At 45.8% G+C, this 17,199-nt stretch carries 21 protein-coding genes and 1 other RNA gene; 12 read left to right on the top strand and 10 right to left on the bottom strand.

Features of this window, described 5'->3' with window-relative positions; genetic code table 11:
- Positions 1-26 precede the first annotated feature (26 nt).
- Positions 27-707, top strand: coding sequence for a cytochrome b/b6 domain-containing protein (locus tag AOC28_RS09275; protein WP_072583695.1), 681 nt, complete (start codon positions 27-29; stop codon positions 705-707).
- A gap of 17 nt (positions 708-724) precedes the next feature.
- Here AOC28_RS09275 and AOC28_RS09270 read toward each other — a convergent pair whose 3' ends face one another.
- Positions 725-1,177 carry a cytochrome c gene (locus tag AOC28_RS09270; protein ID WP_072583694.1) on the bottom strand — a complete coding sequence of 151 codons (453 nt, stop codon included), beginning with the start codon at positions 1,175-1,177 and terminating at the stop codon, positions 725-727.
- Positions 1,178-1,245: 68 nt separating this feature from the next.
- Entirely contained in the window at positions 1,246-1,908 is a 663-nt protein-coding gene (locus AOC28_RS09265) for a site-2 protease family protein (RefSeq protein WP_072583693.1), read from the bottom strand.
- Between the two features lie 28 nt (positions 1,909-1,936).
- Here AOC28_RS09265 and AOC28_RS11410 point away from each other — a divergent pair, with 28 nt between their 5' ends.
- The 4 genes from AOC28_RS11410 to crcB are packed head-to-tail and all read left to right on the top strand — an operon-like array spanning position 1,937 to position 3,465.
- The gene (locus tag AOC28_RS11410; RefSeq protein ID WP_158009059.1) at positions 1,937-2,104 is read left to right on the top strand and encodes a hypothetical protein; all 168 of its coding nucleotides are present in this window, start codon (positions 1,937-1,939) and stop codon (positions 2,102-2,104) included.
- A gap of 44 nt (positions 2,105-2,148) precedes the next feature.
- Positions 2,149-2,286, top strand: coding sequence for a hypothetical protein (locus tag AOC28_RS11470; protein ID WP_169709848.1), 138 nt, complete (start codon positions 2,149-2,151; stop codon positions 2,284-2,286).
- Positions 2,287-2,295: 9 nt separating this feature from the next.
- The gene (gene ygiD, locus AOC28_RS09260) at positions 2,296-3,075 is read left to right on the top strand and encodes a 4,5-DOPA dioxygenase extradiol (protein ID WP_072583692.1); all 780 of its coding nucleotides are present in this window, start codon (positions 2,296-2,298) and stop codon (positions 3,073-3,075) included.
- Between the two features lie 12 nt (positions 3,076-3,087).
- Positions 3,088-3,465: a fluoride efflux transporter CrcB gene (gene crcB, locus AOC28_RS09255; RefSeq protein ID WP_072583691.1), complete on the top strand. Its 378-nt coding sequence runs from the start codon at positions 3,088-3,090 to the stop codon at positions 3,463-3,465.
- Positions 3,466-3,509: 44 nt separating this feature from the next.
- On the opposite strand, the gene AOC28_RS09250 is transcribed toward crcB, so the two are convergent.
- From AOC28_RS09250 to AOC28_RS09220, 7 genes are all read right to left on the bottom strand, one after another.
- Complete coding sequence (locus tag AOC28_RS09250; RefSeq protein WP_072583690.1) at positions 3,510-4,487, bottom strand: tripartite tricarboxylate transporter substrate binding protein; 978 nt, start codon at positions 4,485-4,487, stop codon at positions 3,510-3,512.
- Between the two features lie 21 nt (positions 4,488-4,508).
- Positions 4,509-5,033, bottom strand: a complete 525-nt coding sequence (locus AOC28_RS09245; protein ID WP_202816847.1) for a chromate transporter — start codon at positions 5,031-5,033, stop codon at positions 4,509-4,511.
- Complete coding sequence (locus tag AOC28_RS09240) at positions 5,030-5,578, bottom strand: chromate transporter (protein ID WP_072583688.1); 549 nt, start codon at positions 5,576-5,578, stop codon at positions 5,030-5,032. Before AOC28_RS09240 ends, AOC28_RS09245 begins: the two co-directional genes overlap by 4 nt.
- 17 nt (positions 5,579-5,595) lie before the next feature.
- Positions 5,596-6,573: a D-2-hydroxyacid dehydrogenase family protein gene (locus tag AOC28_RS09235; protein WP_072583687.1), complete on the bottom strand. Its 978-nt coding sequence runs from the start codon at positions 6,571-6,573 to the stop codon at positions 5,596-5,598.
- Positions 6,574-6,597: 24 nt separating this feature from the next.
- A complete protein-coding gene (locus AOC28_RS09230; RefSeq protein WP_072583686.1) occupies positions 6,598-7,971 on the bottom strand; it encodes an MmgE/PrpD family protein in 1,374 nt (457 codons plus the stop codon).
- Positions 7,972-8,024: 53 nt separating this feature from the next.
- The gene (locus AOC28_RS09225) at positions 8,025-9,029 is read right to left on the bottom strand and encodes a tripartite tricarboxylate transporter substrate binding protein (RefSeq protein WP_083564284.1); all 1,005 of its coding nucleotides are present in this window, start codon (positions 9,027-9,029) and stop codon (positions 8,025-8,027) included.
- Positions 9,030-9,105: 76 nt separating this feature from the next.
- A complete protein-coding gene (locus AOC28_RS09220) occupies positions 9,106-9,882 on the bottom strand; it encodes a sulfurtransferase (protein WP_072583685.1) in 777 nt (258 codons plus the stop codon).
- Between the two features lie 88 nt (positions 9,883-9,970).
- On the opposite strand from AOC28_RS09220, the gene AOC28_RS09215 reads away from it, so the two are divergent.
- The 7 genes from AOC28_RS09215 to AOC28_RS09185 all read left to right on the top strand — a co-directional run bounded on the left by AOC28_RS09215 (position 9,971) and on the right by AOC28_RS09185 (position 16,712).
- Positions 9,971-10,984, top strand: coding sequence for a tripartite tricarboxylate transporter substrate binding protein (locus tag AOC28_RS09215; protein WP_072583684.1), 1,014 nt, complete (start codon positions 9,971-9,973; stop codon positions 10,982-10,984).
- Between the two features lie 35 nt (positions 10,985-11,019).
- Positions 11,020-11,571, top strand: a complete 552-nt coding sequence (locus AOC28_RS09210; RefSeq protein ID WP_072583683.1) for a carboxymuconolactone decarboxylase family protein — start codon at positions 11,020-11,022, stop codon at positions 11,569-11,571.
- A 41-nt stretch (positions 11,572-11,612) separates the two neighbouring features.
- Positions 11,613-12,467, top strand: coding sequence for a pirin family protein (locus AOC28_RS09205; RefSeq protein WP_072583682.1), 855 nt, complete (start codon positions 11,613-11,615; stop codon positions 12,465-12,467).
- Entirely contained in the window at positions 12,468-13,640 is a 1,173-nt protein-coding gene (locus AOC28_RS09200) for a class I SAM-dependent methyltransferase (protein WP_072583681.1), read from the top strand.
- A gap of 288 nt (positions 13,641-13,928) precedes the next feature.
- Entirely contained in the window at positions 13,929-14,366 is a 438-nt protein-coding gene (locus AOC28_RS09195; RefSeq protein ID WP_158009058.1) for an energy transducer TonB, read from the top strand.
- Positions 14,367-14,369: 3 nt separating this feature from the next.
- Complete coding sequence (locus AOC28_RS11605; protein WP_072583679.1) at positions 14,370-14,549, top strand: hemin uptake protein HemP; 180 nt, start codon at positions 14,370-14,372, stop codon at positions 14,547-14,549.
- 84 nt (positions 14,550-14,633) lie between these two features.
- Complete coding sequence (locus tag AOC28_RS09185; protein ID WP_072583678.1) at positions 14,634-16,712, top strand: TonB-dependent receptor; 2,079 nt, start codon at positions 14,634-14,636, stop codon at positions 16,710-16,712.
- Positions 16,713-16,783: 71 nt separating this feature from the next.
- Here the strand turns inward: AOC28_RS09185 and ssrA are convergent.
- Positions 16,784-17,142: a transfer-messenger RNA gene (ssrA, locus tag AOC28_RS09180) on the bottom strand.
- Between the last annotated feature and the right edge of the window lie 57 nt (positions 17,143-17,199).

Raw genomic sequence — 17,199 nt, 5'->3', positions numbered from 1 at the left:
GAGGAGAAGAGGATTATCCTTAAAGGATGAAGAAAATCATTCGAGTATGGGATCTTCCAATCCGCTTATTTCATTGGTTGCTGGTGGTTTGTATAGTCGGTAGCTTTGTGACCATCAATTTGGGTGATGAATTCATTCAATGGCATGCTTATTTCGGTTACAGCATTTTGACCTTGTTGATCTTTAGGATTGGCTGGGGTTTTGTTGGATCTACCCATGCGCGCTTCGCCTCTTTCTTGCCAACTAAAAAAGCGATTTTTGATTACTTAAGTGGAAGTCCACCCCGCGTTCTTGGACACAACCCCATTGGAGCAATTTCTGTATTTACACTCATTTTTGTTTTATGCGTTCAAGTACTGACTGGCTTATTTGTTGATGATGAGGTCTCCTTTCAAGGGCCGCTAGCAAAGTATGTGTCTGGTTCGATATCTTCATTTTTATCGGAGATTCACGAAGGTAATCAAGTGGTGATTTACACCCTTATTGCAATTCATATCGCAGCGATTTGGTATTACAAGAAATTCAAAGGTGAGAATCTGATTAAGCCAATGATTAGTGGCGATAAAGAAATCGACCCAAGCGAAGAGGCTAAATACCTGCCTGCTGACTTGGATCGTGACTCCAAGGATGGAGTGTTGCAGCGCGGTTTCGCTTTGATACTTTTAAGCGTGATCGCGGTAGCGGTCGGTTACTTAATTACGAAATAACGATCAATAAAAATCGCTTATTTCTTTTTGAAATCGTCGTGGCAGCCTTTGCAGGTTGCACCCGCCGCGCCAAAAGATTTTTTAATACTTTCTAAGTCGCCTGACTGAGCGGCTTTATTGAGATCAAGAGCAGCTAATTGCATTTTGTCTGCGGCAGCTTTGAACTTTGCGTTGTCTGACCAGACCTCAGGTTTTGCCTTACCGCCTTCAGTGCCAGGACCAAAGGCTTGCCAAGGCAAAGTAGACATCATTGCTACGATCTCTGCATTTTTGCTCACATCGTCTTTGTTATAAGGTGCCGCACCTTTAACAACAGCACCAATTCTTCCGAAATGAGTGCCAATCACTGTCATGACGCTTTGACGATATTCAATTGCTTTTTCTGCCGTTTGAAATTGAGCAAAGGCAGCGCCTGCGCCAATGGCTAAAACAGCTGCAGTGCCTGCCAAAATAAATTTTTGTAGTTTCATGATTGCTCTCCATTGATCAGTTGGGCTGCTTATTTTGAGCATATCCCAGAATAGTAATTTTTGCCCGCTTAAAAAATCATTCTGAGGGGGGTCATGAGAAGATTGATGATGCCCAGGAAAAAGCTGCTGAGGGGCTCCATCCACAGAGTGCCAATAATTCCAGTAAAGACGAGGCCAAGCACAATAAAAAATCCCCAGGGCTCTAATCTACCGAGGGCGATGGATTGGCGTGCGGGCAAAAGACCAGCCAAAATTCTTCCGCCATCGAGGGGTGGTAGTGGAAACAGATTAAATGCCAGTAAACCGATATTCCACATTACCCCTGCTTTTGCCATAGAAGTCAGGAAGGGCTCATCAATTCCGAAGCCCTGCACTAGAACCCAAAAGACCGCCCAAATGATTGCCTGTACAAAATTTGATCCCGGTCCCGCTAAGGCCACCCAAATCGAGTCAATTCTGGGGTTTCTGAGTCGCCCAAAATTGACTGGTACCGGCTTGGCATACCCCACCAAAAAAGGAGACCCCGTCAGAATTAAGACGAGTGGAATCAATATGGTACCCACAGGGTCTATATGTTTTGCGGGATTGAGGCTCACCCGTCCCAGCATGTAGGCGGTGTTATCGCCAAACCTGCGAGCTGCGTAGCCATGGGCTGCCTCATGGATGGTGATGGCAAAAATCAGGGGAATCGCATTAATTGCGACAGCTTGGATAGAATAGTCAGTAATCATGGCAATATGATATCCATAGGAGCTCAAAGTGACTGACGAAAAGAAACCCGATTCAAAAACCCCGGCAAAAGCGCTAGCAGCGAAGCCGCCAGCACGTCCACCCGTCCCAAAAGGACCCTCTGGCCCAGCCGGAAGGCCTCAGGCAGGCTTTGGTGGGGGAAAAGGCATGATGCGCAAGGCCGGTCGCGGTCGATAGTGGATAATTACCCTATTCAATAATGTGTTTATAGAGGATTTAGCATGAACGAATGGCATAACGAATCTAAAGAAGAGATCAACAAAAAGATCATTACATTGGTCGTGATGTTGGCCGCTGCTACTAGCTTGGCTATTTTGTTTGCATTGGTTGCGGCTCATACAGGTTACGTATTCGGTTAATCAGTATTAATGACTAGCCATCGCCAACCTGCAATATTTGCTGGCCATGGCAGTCCAATGTATGCCATAGAGCCCAACCGCTATACAGCGGCATGGTCAGCTCTTGGAAAATCATTAAAGCGTCCTGACGCTATTTTGATGATCTCAGCACATTGGGTAACCCGCGGAGTTTGGGTTACTGCAATGACTAAACCAAAAACGATTCATGATTTCGGTGGCTTTCCACAAGCACTGTTTGATGTTCAATATCCGGCGCCAGGTAGCCCTGCATTAGCTGATCGCGTGCAAGAATTATTGAGCGTCCCTGTCGTGCTTGAAGAGAATGAATGGGGTATTGATCATGGCGCTTGGGCGGTACTGAAATACATGTATCCAAATGCGGATGTGCCTGTGGTGCAGCTGAGTCTCGATGGTGCGATGTCAGCACGTGAACACTATGAGCTTGCTAAGCAATTACGCCCCTTGCGCGATGAAAATATTTTGATTTTATCTAGTGGTAATGTGGTGCATAACTTGCGCACCATCCATTGGCAAGAGGGTGCTGAGCCTTACCCATGGGCAAAAGAGTTCAATGATTTTTTTGCTTCAGAAATTCGCGCCAATCATCATGAGGCATTGGTTGACTGGGAGCGTTTTGGTGATGCAGCGCACCTCTCTATTCCGACCGCAGAACACTATTGGCCAGCCTTGTATACCTTGGCCTTGCAGGAGGCAGGAGAGCAGGCCAAAATCTATACAGATGGAATTGAGATGAGTTCAATTGGTATGCTGGGTTTTTCAATTCAATAACAAGAGCAGATTATGTGGCTTCCTATCTTTGCAATCTTTTTTGGAGCGGGCTTCGGCGCTTTATTAAGAGCTGGCTTTAATTACGTCACCGTAGGGATAGCTTCTTCACTGCCATTGGGCACTTTTATATCGAATATGGTTGGTGGATATTTGATTGGTATTGCAGTTGCTTTCTTTGGCAACAATCCAAGTCTTTCTCCAGAGTGGAAACTATTAGTGGTTACCGGCTTCTTGGGGGGTCTAACCACCTTCTCAAGCTTTTCTGCTGAAGTAGTTGGCTTTATGCAACGTGGCGAATTTACTTGGGCTTTGGGTACGGCACTACTCAATCTCGTTGGGTCACTTGTGCTGACCTTCTTGGGCATCTTGACCTACCAGGCTTTCAAATAAAATTCGGGGCACTAAGCCCCCAATGCCATTCAATATAGAATTTTTTACTCTGGCTTGATATTGGCTGTTTTTATAACGGCACTCCATTTGGCGCTCTCAGCTTTAATCAGGCTAGCAAATTCAGCTGGACTCCCTCCACCAATCTCATTCCCTTGAGAGAGCATGAGTTCGCGTAGTTGAGGGTCTTTGAGCGTCTCATTTGCAGCAGCATTCAATTTATCAATAATGGCCTTAGGTGTTCCCTTGGGCGCGATGAGTCCTTGCCAGTTGAGAACTTCAACCTTGGGGTAGCCTGCCTCAGCAAAAGTAGGCACGTTCGGTAGAAGTGGAGAGCGTTTCTTGCTAGTAATCGCAATGGGGCGTAACTTATCGGCTTTGATGCTGGGCATCGCTGAATACATTTGATCAAACATCATGGTGACGTTCCCGGCCATTAGATCGGTTAAGCCAGCAGATCCACTCTTATACGGGACGTGAATCATATCGATGCTGGCGCTTTGTTTAAAGAGCTCACCGGATAGTTGATGGCTTCCTCCAATGCCGCCTGATGAGAAAGTAAGAGTACCCGGCTTAGCTTTGGCGGCCGCAACAATTTCTTGAACTGTTTTGTATGGGGAGCTTGGATTGACCACCAGTACTAGAGGCCCTTTTTCAATCAAAATGATAGGAGTGAGATCTATTTCTGGGTCGTAGCGCAAATTGCCAAAGAGTGTTTTATTAACAGCCATGGGCGCGAAGTTGCCCATGCCAATGGTGTAGCCATCAGGAGCAGCTCTAGAAATGAATTCTGTACCAATGTTGCCGCCAGCCCCCGGTTTGTTATCGACGATGATGGGTTGCTTGAGAATGACACTCATTTTTTGGGCAATCTGACGACTACGTGAGTCTGCGCCACCACCGGCACCATAAGGGACGATGAAATTGATGGGTTTGCTAGGGTAGTTGTTTTGCGCAAAAGCAGCGGTTGAAAATAAGGTACTTAGACTTATTAAACAGACTGAACAGTTCCGAATGAGTCGCATATTGATCCCAAGAAAAGTGATTTAAATAAAACCCAGAATTCCTAAAGCGCCGCCAATTGCAATGAGATAGAGTGGATGCCAGCGTGTAAACAAGGTGATAGCAATCGTACCAAAGGTCAGCAAGTATGCGGCTGTGCTGCTATTAATCTGGAGCGCTATTCCCCAGGCCGCAGATAAAACTAAGCCTACCGCTAAAGCGCCGGCTGCTGCATCGATGATTTTCTGCTTCCGAATATCCTGCATTCCCATAATAGAGCGTTGCAAGAAATAAATCATGATCGAGGATGGCCAGGCGATAGCTAAGGTCGCTATTGCTGCACCAATCACGCCGCCCACTTTCCAGCCAATCAATGTGACTGTCATGAGGTTGGGCCCGGGTGCAGCCTGGGCAATAGCAAAGTAATCGGCGAAGGTTTGGGAGCTAATCCAGTGTTCTTGATTGACCGATAAGTCATATAGTGTGGGGAGGAGTGCATTAATACCTCCAAATGCCACCAAGGAAAAAGCGGATAGTTTCAGAAAGAGGCTGATGAGAGTGCCCATCATTCTTTAATCTTCTTCCATGCTAAAAAGAAAGCCAAAGGTGAGGCAAGTAAAACTACCCAACCCAGACCTAAATGAAAGTAGGTTGCGGCTAATACAGTCAAGAGGATGACGGATAGCATGGGTGGGTATTTCAGTTCTGAGCGCATCATTTTGAAGCCGGTGCTTGCAATTAGACCTACACCTACTGCAGAGATACCTCTTAGCAATCCCTGGACAATCGGCATATAGCTGTAATGCTCGTAGAGAATGCCCAGCAGAATGACGATAGCTACAGGTCCCAACATTAAACCGAGTACCGCTGCAAAAGCGCCCGGTACTCCGGCAAAGCGACTGCCTACACAAACACCGAGATTGACGATATTGGGTCCTGGAACAATTTGGCAGATGCCCAGCATGGCACTGAACTCTTCAGCAGTTAGCCACCTCTCTTGCTCAACAAGCATGCGGCGCGCCCAAGGGAGTACGCCGCCAAACCCAGACATTCCGATTTTGCTAAACCCAATAAAGAGTTGCTTGGGTGTCAGTGTTTTAGGTTGGGATGGCATCTTTTAATAGAAGGCGCTTACTGTGGCTTAAAAGGATGTGGCACTGGTTTATTTTCTAGCCACGCTTCTAGTGTTTCGGTAATGCCTTTTGAGAAGGTAGCAAAAATAGGCTCAGCAATGAAACCAAGATGAGGTGTCACCAAAAGATTTGGGGTATTTCGAAGCGCGTCTTTTTCTGGAAGGGGTTCAACATCAAAAACATCCACTGCTGCTTGCCCAGGTCTACCTGCGGCTAGCGCTTTTTTTAGATCAGGCATATTGATCAGTGCAGCACGTGAAGTATTGATCAGAATCGAATCTGGGCGCATGAGCGCTAGTTGATCCGCGCTAATTAAACCTTTAGTTCCGGGGCCGGCCACCAAGTGCATAGAGACGACTTTGGAAGTTTTAAGGAGTTCATCAAGACTGACCGCCTTTGCATTTTCAGCTGCGGCGCGTTCAGGCGTCATGCGAGGACTCCAAGCCACCACTTCCATGCCAAAGGCAGCGCCAACACGTGCTACACGACTACCGATAGCGCCTAAGCCCATGATGCCTAAACGTTCGCCAGAGAGCATTGGCAGTAAAGACAAGGCATCACGCCAGCCACCTGAGGCAATGAGTTTATTTTCTTCAATAAGACGCTTAGAGGCACCCAGGATTAAGGCCCAAGTAAGTTCTGCGGTCGTTTCTTTGGAAGGTCCACCAGGAGTGCATGCCATGGGGATATTTCTAGACACTAAGGCTGATGCTTCAAGGGTGCCATTGCGTTCACCAGTAAACATTAAGAACTTTAGCTTGGGTAAGCGTGCAATCATCGCCTCATTAAAAGGCGAGCGATCTCGCACGATAGCAATTGCATCAGCATCTTTGACTGCTGCATATAAGGCCTCATCTCGAAGCGGCTCATGATGAATAGTGAGCTTAGCCTGTTGATCTAATTTTTCCCAATTAGAAAAACGGCGCAACGCACGCTCATAGTCTCCGAGAATAACGATATTAGGTAATGAGGCCATGGATGAAAATCTTTCAGTTGAATATTAGTCTGGTGTGCAAAGGTTCAGGATTTGCTTGAGATCAGGCGCTTGTCCTAATTTCCAGAGTGCAGAAATTAACTGAATCGTTTTCTCTTTGCCAATTACTGGCTCTGCCAAGCTTGTAAATTTTTGCTCCAAGTTGGCATCGCTCATTGGATTTTCTACAGAGCCAATCGCATTCTTTACAAAGATATGCACTTCTTTGCCATCCTTTAGGAAGGCTTTAACGTCCACAGATGCTTCGCTAATAGAGGTATCGGTAGTCGCGTTCACTTTAGCGCGCAAAGCTACGACATCAGGACGGTTAACGATGTCATCCGCATATTCACCTTCACCTGCTTGACCAAACATCAAGCCTACAGCGCAGCCGTGATACACGCTGAACTTGCCTTCTAGTCCATCTTTAGGTGTTTTCTTGCCAGTTAATTCGAGTACCAGTGGGTGAACACGCAACTCAATGCGTTCAACCTCTCCTGCCTTCACGCCTTGGGCGCGTAATTGGGCGCAAGCATCAATGGCTGGGTGAATCACAATTCCGCAAGCAAAAGGTTTATAGGTATTTAAGGAAATCTCAAAAGATTTTCCGAGGGCGCGATCAATTTCTGACCAGTCACACTTAGTAGAAACGGTTTGCATATAGCCACGACCCGCTTCAAGTGCTTTAGGACTTGCAGTAAAACCATGTTTTGCCAACAGTGCAGAAAGTTGACCTGCACGTGCTGCGCCACCCGGATGAAAGGGTTTGGTCATCGTGCCAAATTGCTCGCGCATACCAACCGGTTGGGAGGCTGCAATGCCTAAAGCCATAGTTGTTTTTTGCAGATCAAGACCCATTAAGCGTGAACATGCCGCAGCAGATCCCAGCATGCCAGTAGAGCCAGTGATGTGCCAGCCACGATGGTAGTGATCTGGATACATTGCGTTACCAACGCGGCAGGCAACATCAATGCCAAGAACTAGAGAGTCAATCATTTGACGACCGTTGGCACCAATGTGTTCGCCTAAGGCTAGGATTGCAGATGCTACCGGACCCGCTGGATGAATCACGGTTTTGAGGTGAGTATCGTCAAAGTCAAAAGTATGTGAGCTGATGCCGTTAATCAATGCCGCTCCACCCATATCCACTTTATCTTTGCGGCCGAGGATGCTGGCTTGTGGCGCTGGTTGAAATTCACGAATAGCGGCTAATGATGATTCAACGCTCTCATGATTGGCTGCACCGATCGCACAACCAAGCCAGTTTAAGAATGTACGATGCGCTTCGTGCTCAACCTCTGGAGTCCATCCTTGACTTGGATGAGTATTAACAAACTCCGCCAAAATTTTGGTGACTGGTGGTGCATTGAGATCAGCTGCTGCGGCAATAGCGTGAGACATATAAATTTCCTATGAATAAGTGTGAGTATTTTTAAATAAGTGGATATTGAAAATTAATCGATTTCAATATTACGGTCTTTGGCAACCTTAGCCCAGCGTGCAATATCTTCTTTGATGTAATTGGTAAATTGAGGAGGTGTCATTGGCATTAAAGTCAAAGCCTCGCTCGTCATTTTTTCTGAGAAGTCTGGCAATGCTAGAACTTTGTTTAATTCAGCATTGAGCTTTGCAACAATCGCGGGTGGAAGATTTGCAGGACCTACCAAGCCATACCACTGTTGGCCATCAAAGCCGTTATAGCCAAGCTCTTTGAAGGTCGGAATATTAGGCGCTACTGGGCTGCGTTTGGCACCAGTAACGGCAAGCCCGCGAACCCTATTGGTGGTGATATAAGGTAATGCTGCAAATAGAGTGGGGAACATTGCCTGGGTCTGTCCAGCCAGTAGATCCGTGTAAGCAGGACCTACGCCACGATAGGGCACATGCACAATAAATATTCCAGCAGCTAGCTTCAGTTGCTCCATGCCGAGATGGGTCAGTGTTCCGGGGCCAGCAGATCCATAGCTTAACTTGGCGGGATTCTTTTTTGCGTAATCCACAAACTCTTTGAAGCTCTTGATGGGCAGATCAGGATTAATGATAAGTACGTTAGGTGTTGCGCCAATCATGCCAATCGGTGTGAAGTCTTTAATGGCATCGTAGGGTAATTTACGGACAGCAGGGTTGGTGCCGTGTGTCCCTACATAAGCAATCATGAGTGTGTAGCCATCGGCTGGCGCTTTAGCAGTTGCTTGTGAAGCAATTGATCCGCCACCGCCACCCATATTTTCTACAACTACTGTTTGACCAATAGATCTAGAGAGTTTTTCCGCAACAGCTCGTGCAATATTATCTAATCCGCCACCAGCAGCTACTGGTGCAATCAGTTTGATAGGTTTGGTTGGGTAGGCTACTGCTGCACTTTGCGCCTGCGCATTGAAATGGAATGCCAATCCCAAAAAAGCAAAGAGAAGGGATGACAAAAAAATCGGCTTTTGCCGATTGATCGTATTAGACATGTCTCGAGTCCGAATTATTGTTATAAGTTAGTTTTGTACAGCCAAGTTATTTTACTATTGGTAGCGTTAGCCCTGCTCAGGCTTGGCTGGCTTTGAGTTTCTTTCGAATGGAGTGCTCTACGGGGATGGAGTCTAGGTTTGGCTCCAGCGCCTCACGTTCATCAAAGACAAAGCAGCTGCCTTGGTAATGTGCGGAACCCACCTCTTCGAAATATTTCAAAATACCGCCTTCTAGCTGGTAGCTGTGCTCCATGCCAATTTCCCGCATATATAAGCCAGATTTTTCACAGCGAATACCACCCGTACAAAAGCTGACCAGCGTCTTATCGGCTAAATCATCTTTATGTGCAGAAATTGCCGCTGGAAACTCGGTGAACTTTTCAATGTTGAAATGCAATGCATTCTCAAAAGTGCCGTAGTCGACTTCAAAGGCGTTGCGAGTATCAACCATCACTACAGGGCGACCTAGATCGTCAGTGCCGCGATCTAACCACTCCTGCAGTTTTTTGGGGCTAATGAAATTAGCGCGACCTTCCTCAGGACGAATCGCTGGGTGATTCATGCGAATAATTTCATTTTTGAGTTTGATCAACATCTTCTTGAAGGGCTGATCCTCGGACCAACTCTCCTTTGCTTGAAGTGGGGCAAAACGGGGATCGGTACGGAGCCAATCCATAAATCCACGTAGCTCATCTGTTTTACTGGCAAGGAACATGTTGATGCCTTCACCAGTCAATAGGATGGTTCCCTTCAACTGGCGCGCAGTACATTCATCCAGCATTTTGGCGCGCAGCTCTGGCAAGCCATCTAGGCTGACAAATAAATAGGCGGCAATATTTAGAATCGACTTCATTTTTCTCTCACTGGGCTACAGCAGCATTATCGAGCAAATAGGCTGAGGGGGTGTTAATCTTGAGGTCTTATCTAGAGGAGACAAGTCCATGCAGGATTTAGTGAAAATGGCTAAAAAAGCCATTAAAAACAGCCTATTGGCCACTTTGATGGCTTTAGGAGTAAGCGGTGTTGCTCTGGCGCAAAATGCGGGTGTTGGCACATGGCCCACCCAAAAGCCAATTCGTTTGATTGCGGTCTTTCCGCCAGGTGGCTCAGTTGACCAGGTTGCTCGTATATTGGCACCTGCTTTGCAAGCAGAGTTGAAGCAAAACGTGATTGTGGAAAACGTTGGTGGCGCCTCTGGTGTAATTGGTACCTCCGCAATGACTCGGTCCGATCCGGATGGCTATACCTTTGCAGTAGTATTTGATACCCATGGTGTGAACCCTAGTCTCAAAGACAAACTTCCCTATGACACGATAAAAGATATTGCTCCCGTGATTTTGGTTGGCACATCACCGATGGTATTGGTTGCCAGCAAAAAATCTGGTATCACCAGTTTTAAGCAATTAGTGGATCTTTCCAAGACAGGCAAGCAATTTAGTTACGGCTCCATTGGAATTGGTAGCTTGGGTCACTTAGCAATGGCGCGTCTGGCAAAACAAGCGGGCTTTGATTGGAATCACATCCCTTATCGTGGTGGCGGTCCTTTAATGCAAGATGCTTTGGGCGGTCAAGTGGAGTTGGCTGTTGGCTCGGAATTTTTGGTGAAGCCTCATATCGATAACGGTGGAGTTATTCCGCTAGTGATTACAACTGCCAAGCGTTCACCATCCTTGCCTAATGTGCCGACAATTTCTGAGAGCGGCTTCCCAGGCTTTAGTGCGCCAGCTTGGTGGGCGGTATTGGCCCCCGGTAAGACCTCTCCGGCAATGATCGATGCAATGAATAAGGCATTAAATAAAGCCTTGAAGACGCCTGCTGTCGCTGAGAAGTTCAAAATGCAAGGCATTCAAATTGTTGGTGGCACCCCAGTTGCTGCACAAGACTTTATCGGCAAGCAAATGGGTATCTGGGGTAAGTTTGTGATTGAAAACAATATTAAAGAAACTGCTCAGTAAGAGTTGTTGATAAGCAGTATTGATAAAAGGTAAATATGTCAGAACGTTTAATTCCGTATCAGCCAATGGATTTGGCAGAGCCAGCAGAGTTGGTTGCAGCTATTCGCAAAAGACGAGGCGGTCAGTTTATTAATTTAGATCGCATGCTCTTGCATAGCGTTCCAATTGCAGAGGGCTGGAATCATTTCATTGGAGAGATTCGTAATAACCTGTCTTTGGATCCGAAGTTGCGCGAGTTGGCTATGTGTGGCGTAGCCGTCTTGAATGGTGCTGAATATGAATTCTTTCACCATGCGCCACCTTTTAAGAAAGCGGGCGGTACTGAAGAGCAGGTCCAAGGCTTGCGACTCATTGGGCAACCGAATTTTCCAAAAGATCTGTACTCTCCGGTGGAGAACGACGCTGCCGAACTCACTTTTCAGATGACGCGCAATATCAAAGTGGATCCTGAATTAATGAAGCGCTTGCAAAAGGCTTTGGGAAGCACGGATACCGTGGAATTAGTCACGGTAATCGCCGCTTACAATATGGTTTCTCGATTCTTGATAGCCCTCGATGTCAATCCTGAAGATCATCCTCCGGCTTAAAGTTAAAGCTTAGCCAAAGCCAAGTTAAAGCATTCATCAATATGATCCGCAACATCCAAACCATTATTCCTGGCATTGCCACTTCTGATGGTGCGGGTGTGAAATTGCGTCGTAGTCTGGGCGGTCAAAATCAAGTCAGATTAGATCCTTTTTTGATGCTCGATGAGTTTTCCTCCAGCGATCCAAATGATTATGTAGCGGGCTTTCCGGCACATCCCCATCGGGGTTTTGAGACGGTGACCTACATGCTGGAAGGTCACATGTTGCATGAGGATCATTTGGGAAACCAAGGGCATCTGAAAACTGGTGGCGTGCAATGGATGACGGCTGGGCGCGGCATTATTCATTCTGAGATGCCACAGCAAGTGAGCGGTGCCATGCGCGGCTTTCAGTTGTGGATTAATTTACCTGCAAAAGAGAAGATGAAGCCGGCTAGCTATAAAGATATCCAGGTTGAAGATATTCCGAAGATTGCTTTGGCAAATGGGGGCTCAGTCAAGATCATTGCGGGTGCATATGATGATGTCGGTAAAGCAGTTCAAGGCCCGATTCAGGGGGTTACCACTGCACCTCTATTTTTAGATGTGCATTTACCACCCAACGCAGAGTTTGAGCAACGCATTCCAAAAGAGCTCAATGCATTTGTTTATGTATATGAAGGCGGGCTGGAATTAGGCGGCCCAATGATGCCAGCTCCAAAGCAGGCAGCCATTGTTCTTGGTGATGGCGATCTTTTAAAGGCAAGATCAGGATCTATAAGCGCACAATTTATTGTTCTAGCAGCTTTGCCCTTGCATGAGCCTATCGTTCAGTACGGCCCTTTTGTGATGAATACTCGCTCTGAAATTGAACAAGCCATCGATGATTATCAAAACAATCGGTTTTTGGTTACCTAGGTGAATCAATCAACAACCCTTCAATGGGAGGATGCTGGACAAACTCATAGTGCTCAATGGCATTCTGAAAATGGCATTGCCCCCCATAAAAAAATTCAGATTGCGGATGACACGCTGACCGCTGATATTGCTTATCGCTTAGCTTGTGAAGGTACTGCGATGCTCTATAGGGGTGACTTTCAGAATGCGCGGCAACTCTTACAAGCTTTGGTAAGAAGGGTAGATAAGCCCTCCAAGAAGTCTACTAGAGCTGACAGAGTTTCCAAAGAGAAAATCAAAAGTCCCTTAGATGCATTTAATCTACATCGTCTCACCCAATCTCAGCGCGCACGTATTTTGGGCATGGTTCTCATCCACTTGAATGCTGACCATACGATACCTTTGAGACGCGCCCCAGATGTAGCGCAGGCCTGCCTTGAGGCCTATGGAACGCAAGAAACTTCCTATGTAATTTCTTTGCGTGAGTTGCTTGGCGTGATTAGCGCTCATGAGTGGCGCAAGACAGGTATTCAAGTTCTCACCAGAGATGATCAAGAGGTGCGCATTCATCCGCACTACGGTGTTTTCTCTCCTGTGCGTAGTGAATATATTGGCTTGATTCTGAAAGCCCCGTTACCAGAAGCAATAAAACAAAGCTCTATAGCTTTTGATATTGGGACGGGCACTGGAGTGTTAGCCGTTATTTTGGCTCTACGAGATATTCAAAAAATTATTGCGACTGATCTAAGTGATCGAGCGATTGCTTGTGCGAAAGAAAATATTCATCTCTTAGGTTTGAATTCTGAAATTCAAATTCACAAAGCCAATCTTTTCCCTCAAGGAAAAGCTGCACTCATTGTTTGTAATCCACCCTGGCTTCCAGCCAGACCAAGCTCTTCGCTAGAGCATGCTGTATATGACCCTGAGAGTCAGATGCTGAAGGGTTTCTTGAGTGGATTAAAGGATCATCTACTACCAAATGGTGAGGGTTGGCTCATTCTTTCTGACTTAGCAGAGCACTTAGGATTGAGAACGAGAGAAGAGCTTTTAATTTGGATTGAGCATGCAGGCTTGAAAGTGATTGCGCATTTAGATACCAAACCAACACATCCAAAAGCATTTGATAAAGCTGATGCATTGCATGCAGCGAGATCTAAAGAAGTCACTTCACTCTGGCGATTAACCCAAAAGTAGTACCACATTAAATAGCCCTACAAGCCCCGCCCCCATTGGGATCATGGTTGTTAATCCACTACATCACCCTTAAAATCATTGAGAGCAGTAGTTAACTTACTACACATTTTTTCGGTAAGTTGAATATAGTTTTTCTCATTTATTTTTTAAGGGTGTCATTTGCTTTCTGGTGCATTGTCTAGAAATGTATTGCTAATTTCGGGGGTAACTTTCTCTCATTTATTAGCGCTATTGATGCTTTTATCGGGATCATTTGCGGGGTCTAATTTATCTGCCCCAGATTTTCTGATGGTAAATCTTGTGGGTAAAAGTGCCCCGTCACCTCAGCAGCAAAAATCTCTGGTTGCATCCCAAGTCAAAACACCCCCTAAAAGTGAGCTTGATAGTTCCAGTGCTGTAAATGAATCCCATGCGCATAGTGATAGCAAGGGGGCTGGGCTTCTAGCAGCAGGCGCAGCTAGACAGGCCATACACAGCCCTAAACCACATTACCCCTTAGTCAGCAGACAGCTTAAGGAACAAGGCTTGGTCATTGCAAGACTATGTGTCAGCGATCAAGGCCTTGTGCAAGAAGTTGGCATCACCCAGAGCTCAGGCTTTCAGGGTTTAGATCGTTCAGTCATCAAGGCTTTGGCTCAGTGGAGATTTGCGCCTATTGCAATAACTCCCACCCAGCTTTCTTTGCAATGCTTTCAAACACCAATTCAATTTACCTTGGAAGGCTAGTACTTGAGCGAGAAAAATATCTTAGATATTGATTCAAAATGCATTCGATCAACCCAGATTTTTCCCATAACCATTCCAAGCGAAATCTTATTGGGGCGAACAAAACAGATCTTCATTTTGCATGATGGGCATTCATATCAATTGCGCATCACTAAATTAGGGAAGCTCATTTTGACGAAGTAAATATGAATTAACTTACTAGCCAGCAAGAGCATTTTCATATGCATATAGCCAGCGATTTTTTGTTTTTATCACTGGAGATGGTATATGAAGCATCAAGAAGTTGTTCGTCCTCGAATTCGGTTGGCCTGGTTTTCATCGTTTGCATTGTTATATGGAGGATCTTTTTCAGTTTGGGCTAATGCTCAAGATATTGAGTTACCTAGGATTGATATTGTTGGTCGAGAGGAGAATGCCCTTTATAAAATTCCAGGAACGGTTGATGTCATTAACCAACAGAGGATGGAGGAGTTACAGCCTCAGTCGCTACAAGACGTATTAAAGACAGTTCCTGGTGTCAATGTCCGTGGAGATGAGGGTGGCCTAGGATCTATTCCGAATATTGGTATTCGGGGATTAAATCCGAGTCGCAGCTCCAAGGTTCTTATTCTGGAGGATGGCGCCCCCATTCAACCAAGTCTCTTCATTTCCAATGCTTCCTATTACAGCCCACCTGTAGAGCAAATCGGTGGGATTGAAGTTTTAAAGGGCGCATCGGGCCTGAAATATGGCCCATCCAATATTGGTGGCGTGGTGAATTACCTTAGCAAAACACCTGCTCCAGGATTTAAGTTAACCGGCAAAGTGGGTAACTACGGATATCGTTTAGCAGAGCTTGAGGCAGGGGGAAAATCATCATCGAATGGCGCCATTGGAGGAATAAATCTGATTCAATCTGAGTCCAATGGATACCAAGGCAATGGTTTCAAGATGTATGACATCTTGGTGAAAGGGGGGATGGAGATTGCACAGAATCAGTGGTTAAGTCTCAAATATACCCATTACGATAACAATATCAATACCTCATATGTAGGTCTGCGACCAAATCAGTACAGCACTCACTCAAGAGATAATCCAGCGCCAAATGACCGCTTTATTACCCAAAGAAATGCAGTAGATCTCAATCATGCTATCGAAATTAGTCCTGAGACCAAAATCAATACTTTGATGTATTGGAGCAGGTTATCTAGAGATTATTGGCGGCAAAGTATTGTTAAACGTACACAGGAATCGACAGTCTTTAGAGCCTGCAATGTAGGTGGTGATTGTCTGATTGGACGAAATCGAGAGTTTCAAATGCTGGGCATCGATTCTCGGGTAAGTCATGCCTATAAGGCTCTGGGGATTTCGAATGAAGCAGAGTTTGGATTGCGCATGCATACCGAATCTCAAATCAATCAAGTAGTGAGTTCCAAAACTCTAACCTATTCTGGTCGACTCACTTCGCAGGAAGATAACAAGGCTAATTCAGTGGCGGTCTATGCGCAAAACCGTTTCTTGCTGAGCAAAGACTTTGCCCTTATTCCTGGGGTACGAGTGGAAAGTTATAACCAGACCCGTTCAAATGCTGCTACTGGAAAAGCTGGTAGCGCTAAGAATGTAGAAACTATTCCACAAATTGGTGCTACCTGGCAGCTTGTTCCCCAAGTGCAGGCGTACGGTAGTGTTTATAAAGGTTTTGCGCCAGCACAGTTAGCCACCGCAATTGATGACAAAGGAGTTGATCAGCAGTTAGCCCCAGAACGCTCAACCAATACGGAGCTCGGTCTACGTGGTCGCTCTGGTGCTTTTACTTATGATTCAGCTATTTTTAGCATGAACTTCAGTAATCAAGTTGTGAATCAGAGCTTAGCTGCCGGAATTTCTAAAGCCAATGGCGGTAAAAGTTTGCATCAAGGTGCCGAGATGTCCTTGGCTTATGCGCTAGGAGGGGGATGGGGCATTAATGGTAATGCTACTTATATCCCGGTGGCTAAGTTTGTTGGCACGAGCTCTTTAGGGCGAGATGGTAATCGCATTCCGTACACGCCTAAATTAACCTCAAATTTGGGTGTTAGCTACGAAAAGAATGGCTTCAATACTTTAGTCAATCTGAATTATGTTTCTGCTCAGTATGCGGATTCGGCAAATACGGTTGCGCAAAATGCCATTGGAACTTTAGGCGAGGTTCCTGCCTTTACAACAGTCAATTGGAGTGCTAACTACGCCATCAACAAAGATTGGAAAGTGTTTGGAGTGATTAATAATGTATTTAATAAGAGATATATTTCCAGCCGGAGTCCTGATGGGATTTTTGCTGGAGCGCCTCTCAATTTCCAAGCTGGCATGAGCTATCAATTCAATTAATAAGAATGATGGATTCCTAAAGCAAAGAAAAACGCCACCCAGATAGGTGGCGTTTGACTGTTACTTCAAAATGGTGGAACCGGCGGGAATCGAACCCGCGTCCGCAAATCCTCCACAACAAGTTCTACATACTTAGTCATATCATTTAATTTAGCCAGCTAGGCACAGATTGACACGTTCCACGCTGACGATTCACTAAGTTTTCGAATCATTCCCCGTGACATGAAATGATCTTATCTCTTGTAAATGACCCTGATCTAGCTTGCGCTAGCTGACCCAAGAGAGAATCAGTTCAGGGGCAACCGCAATTAAGCGGCTAGTGCGAAACGTTCGTCGTTTGCAGTTAAAACATTCCCATTGATTTACGAGATAACGGGTCCTCGGTATGCCCTTGATGCTTTGTAACCCACGTCGAAACCATGTCGGTCCCAGATTGCATGCTTAGGAAAGGGTATTTTAAAGCCGCTAGCTTTAAATTGTTGAATAT

Source organism: Polynucleobacter sp. MWH-Adler-W8, from assembly GCF_001889925.1.
Lineage (GTDB): Bacteria > Pseudomonadota > Gammaproteobacteria > Burkholderiales > Burkholderiaceae > Polynucleobacter.
Note: the sequence above shows the minus strand (reverse complement) of the source record. Positions and strands in the feature narration are given on the sequence as shown.

Coding starts and splice junctions, on each gene's coding strand:
- AOC28_RS09275 (WP_072583695.1), top strand. CDS start 27: ATGAAGAAAATCATTCGAGTATGGGATCTTCCAATCCGCTTATTTCAT.
- AOC28_RS09270 (WP_072583694.1), bottom strand. CDS start 1,177: ATGAAACTACAAAAATTTATTTTGGCAGGCACTGCAGCTGTTTTAGCC.
- AOC28_RS09265 (WP_072583693.1), bottom strand. CDS start 1,908: ATGATTACTGACTATTCTATCCAAGCTGTCGCAATTAATGCGATTCCC.
- AOC28_RS11470 (WP_169709848.1), top strand. CDS start 2,149: ATGAACGAATGGCATAACGAATCTAAAGAAGAGATCAACAAAAAGATC.
- ygiD (WP_072583692.1), top strand. CDS start 2,296: ATGACTAGCCATCGCCAACCTGCAATATTTGCTGGCCATGGCAGTCCA.
- crcB (WP_072583691.1), top strand. CDS start 3,088: ATGTGGCTTCCTATCTTTGCAATCTTTTTTGGAGCGGGCTTCGGCGCT.
- AOC28_RS09250 (WP_072583690.1), bottom strand. CDS start 4,487: ATGCGACTCATTCGGAACTGTTCAGTCTGTTTAATAAGTCTAAGTACC.
- AOC28_RS09245 (WP_202816847.1), bottom strand. CDS start 5,033: ATGATGGGCACTCTCATCAGCCTCTTTCTGAAACTATCCGCTTTTTCC.
- AOC28_RS09240 (WP_072583688.1), bottom strand. CDS start 5,578: ATGCCATCCCAACCTAAAACACTGACACCCAAGCAACTCTTTATTGGG.
- AOC28_RS09235 (WP_072583687.1), bottom strand. CDS start 6,573: ATGGCCTCATTACCTAATATCGTTATTCTCGGAGACTATGAGCGTGCG.
- AOC28_RS09230 (WP_072583686.1), bottom strand. CDS start 7,971: ATGTCTCACGCTATTGCCGCAGCAGCTGATCTCAATGCACCACCAGTC.
- AOC28_RS09225 (WP_083564284.1), bottom strand. CDS start 9,029: ATGTCTAATACGATCAATCGGCAAAAGCCGATTTTTTTGTCATCCCTT.
- AOC28_RS09220 (WP_072583685.1), bottom strand. CDS start 9,882: ATGAAGTCGATTCTAAATATTGCCGCCTATTTATTTGTCAGCCTAGAT.
- AOC28_RS09215 (WP_072583684.1), top strand. CDS start 9,971: ATGCAGGATTTAGTGAAAATGGCTAAAAAAGCCATTAAAAACAGCCTA.
- AOC28_RS09210 (WP_072583683.1), top strand. CDS start 11,020: ATGTCAGAACGTTTAATTCCGTATCAGCCAATGGATTTGGCAGAGCCA.
- AOC28_RS09205 (WP_072583682.1), top strand. CDS start 11,613: ATGATCCGCAACATCCAAACCATTATTCCTGGCATTGCCACTTCTGAT.
- AOC28_RS09195 (WP_158009058.1), top strand. CDS start 13,929: ATGGTAAATCTTGTGGGTAAAAGTGCCCCGTCACCTCAGCAGCAAAAA.
- AOC28_RS09185 (WP_072583678.1), top strand. CDS start 14,634: ATGAAGCATCAAGAAGTTGTTCGTCCTCGAATTCGGTTGGCCTGGTTT.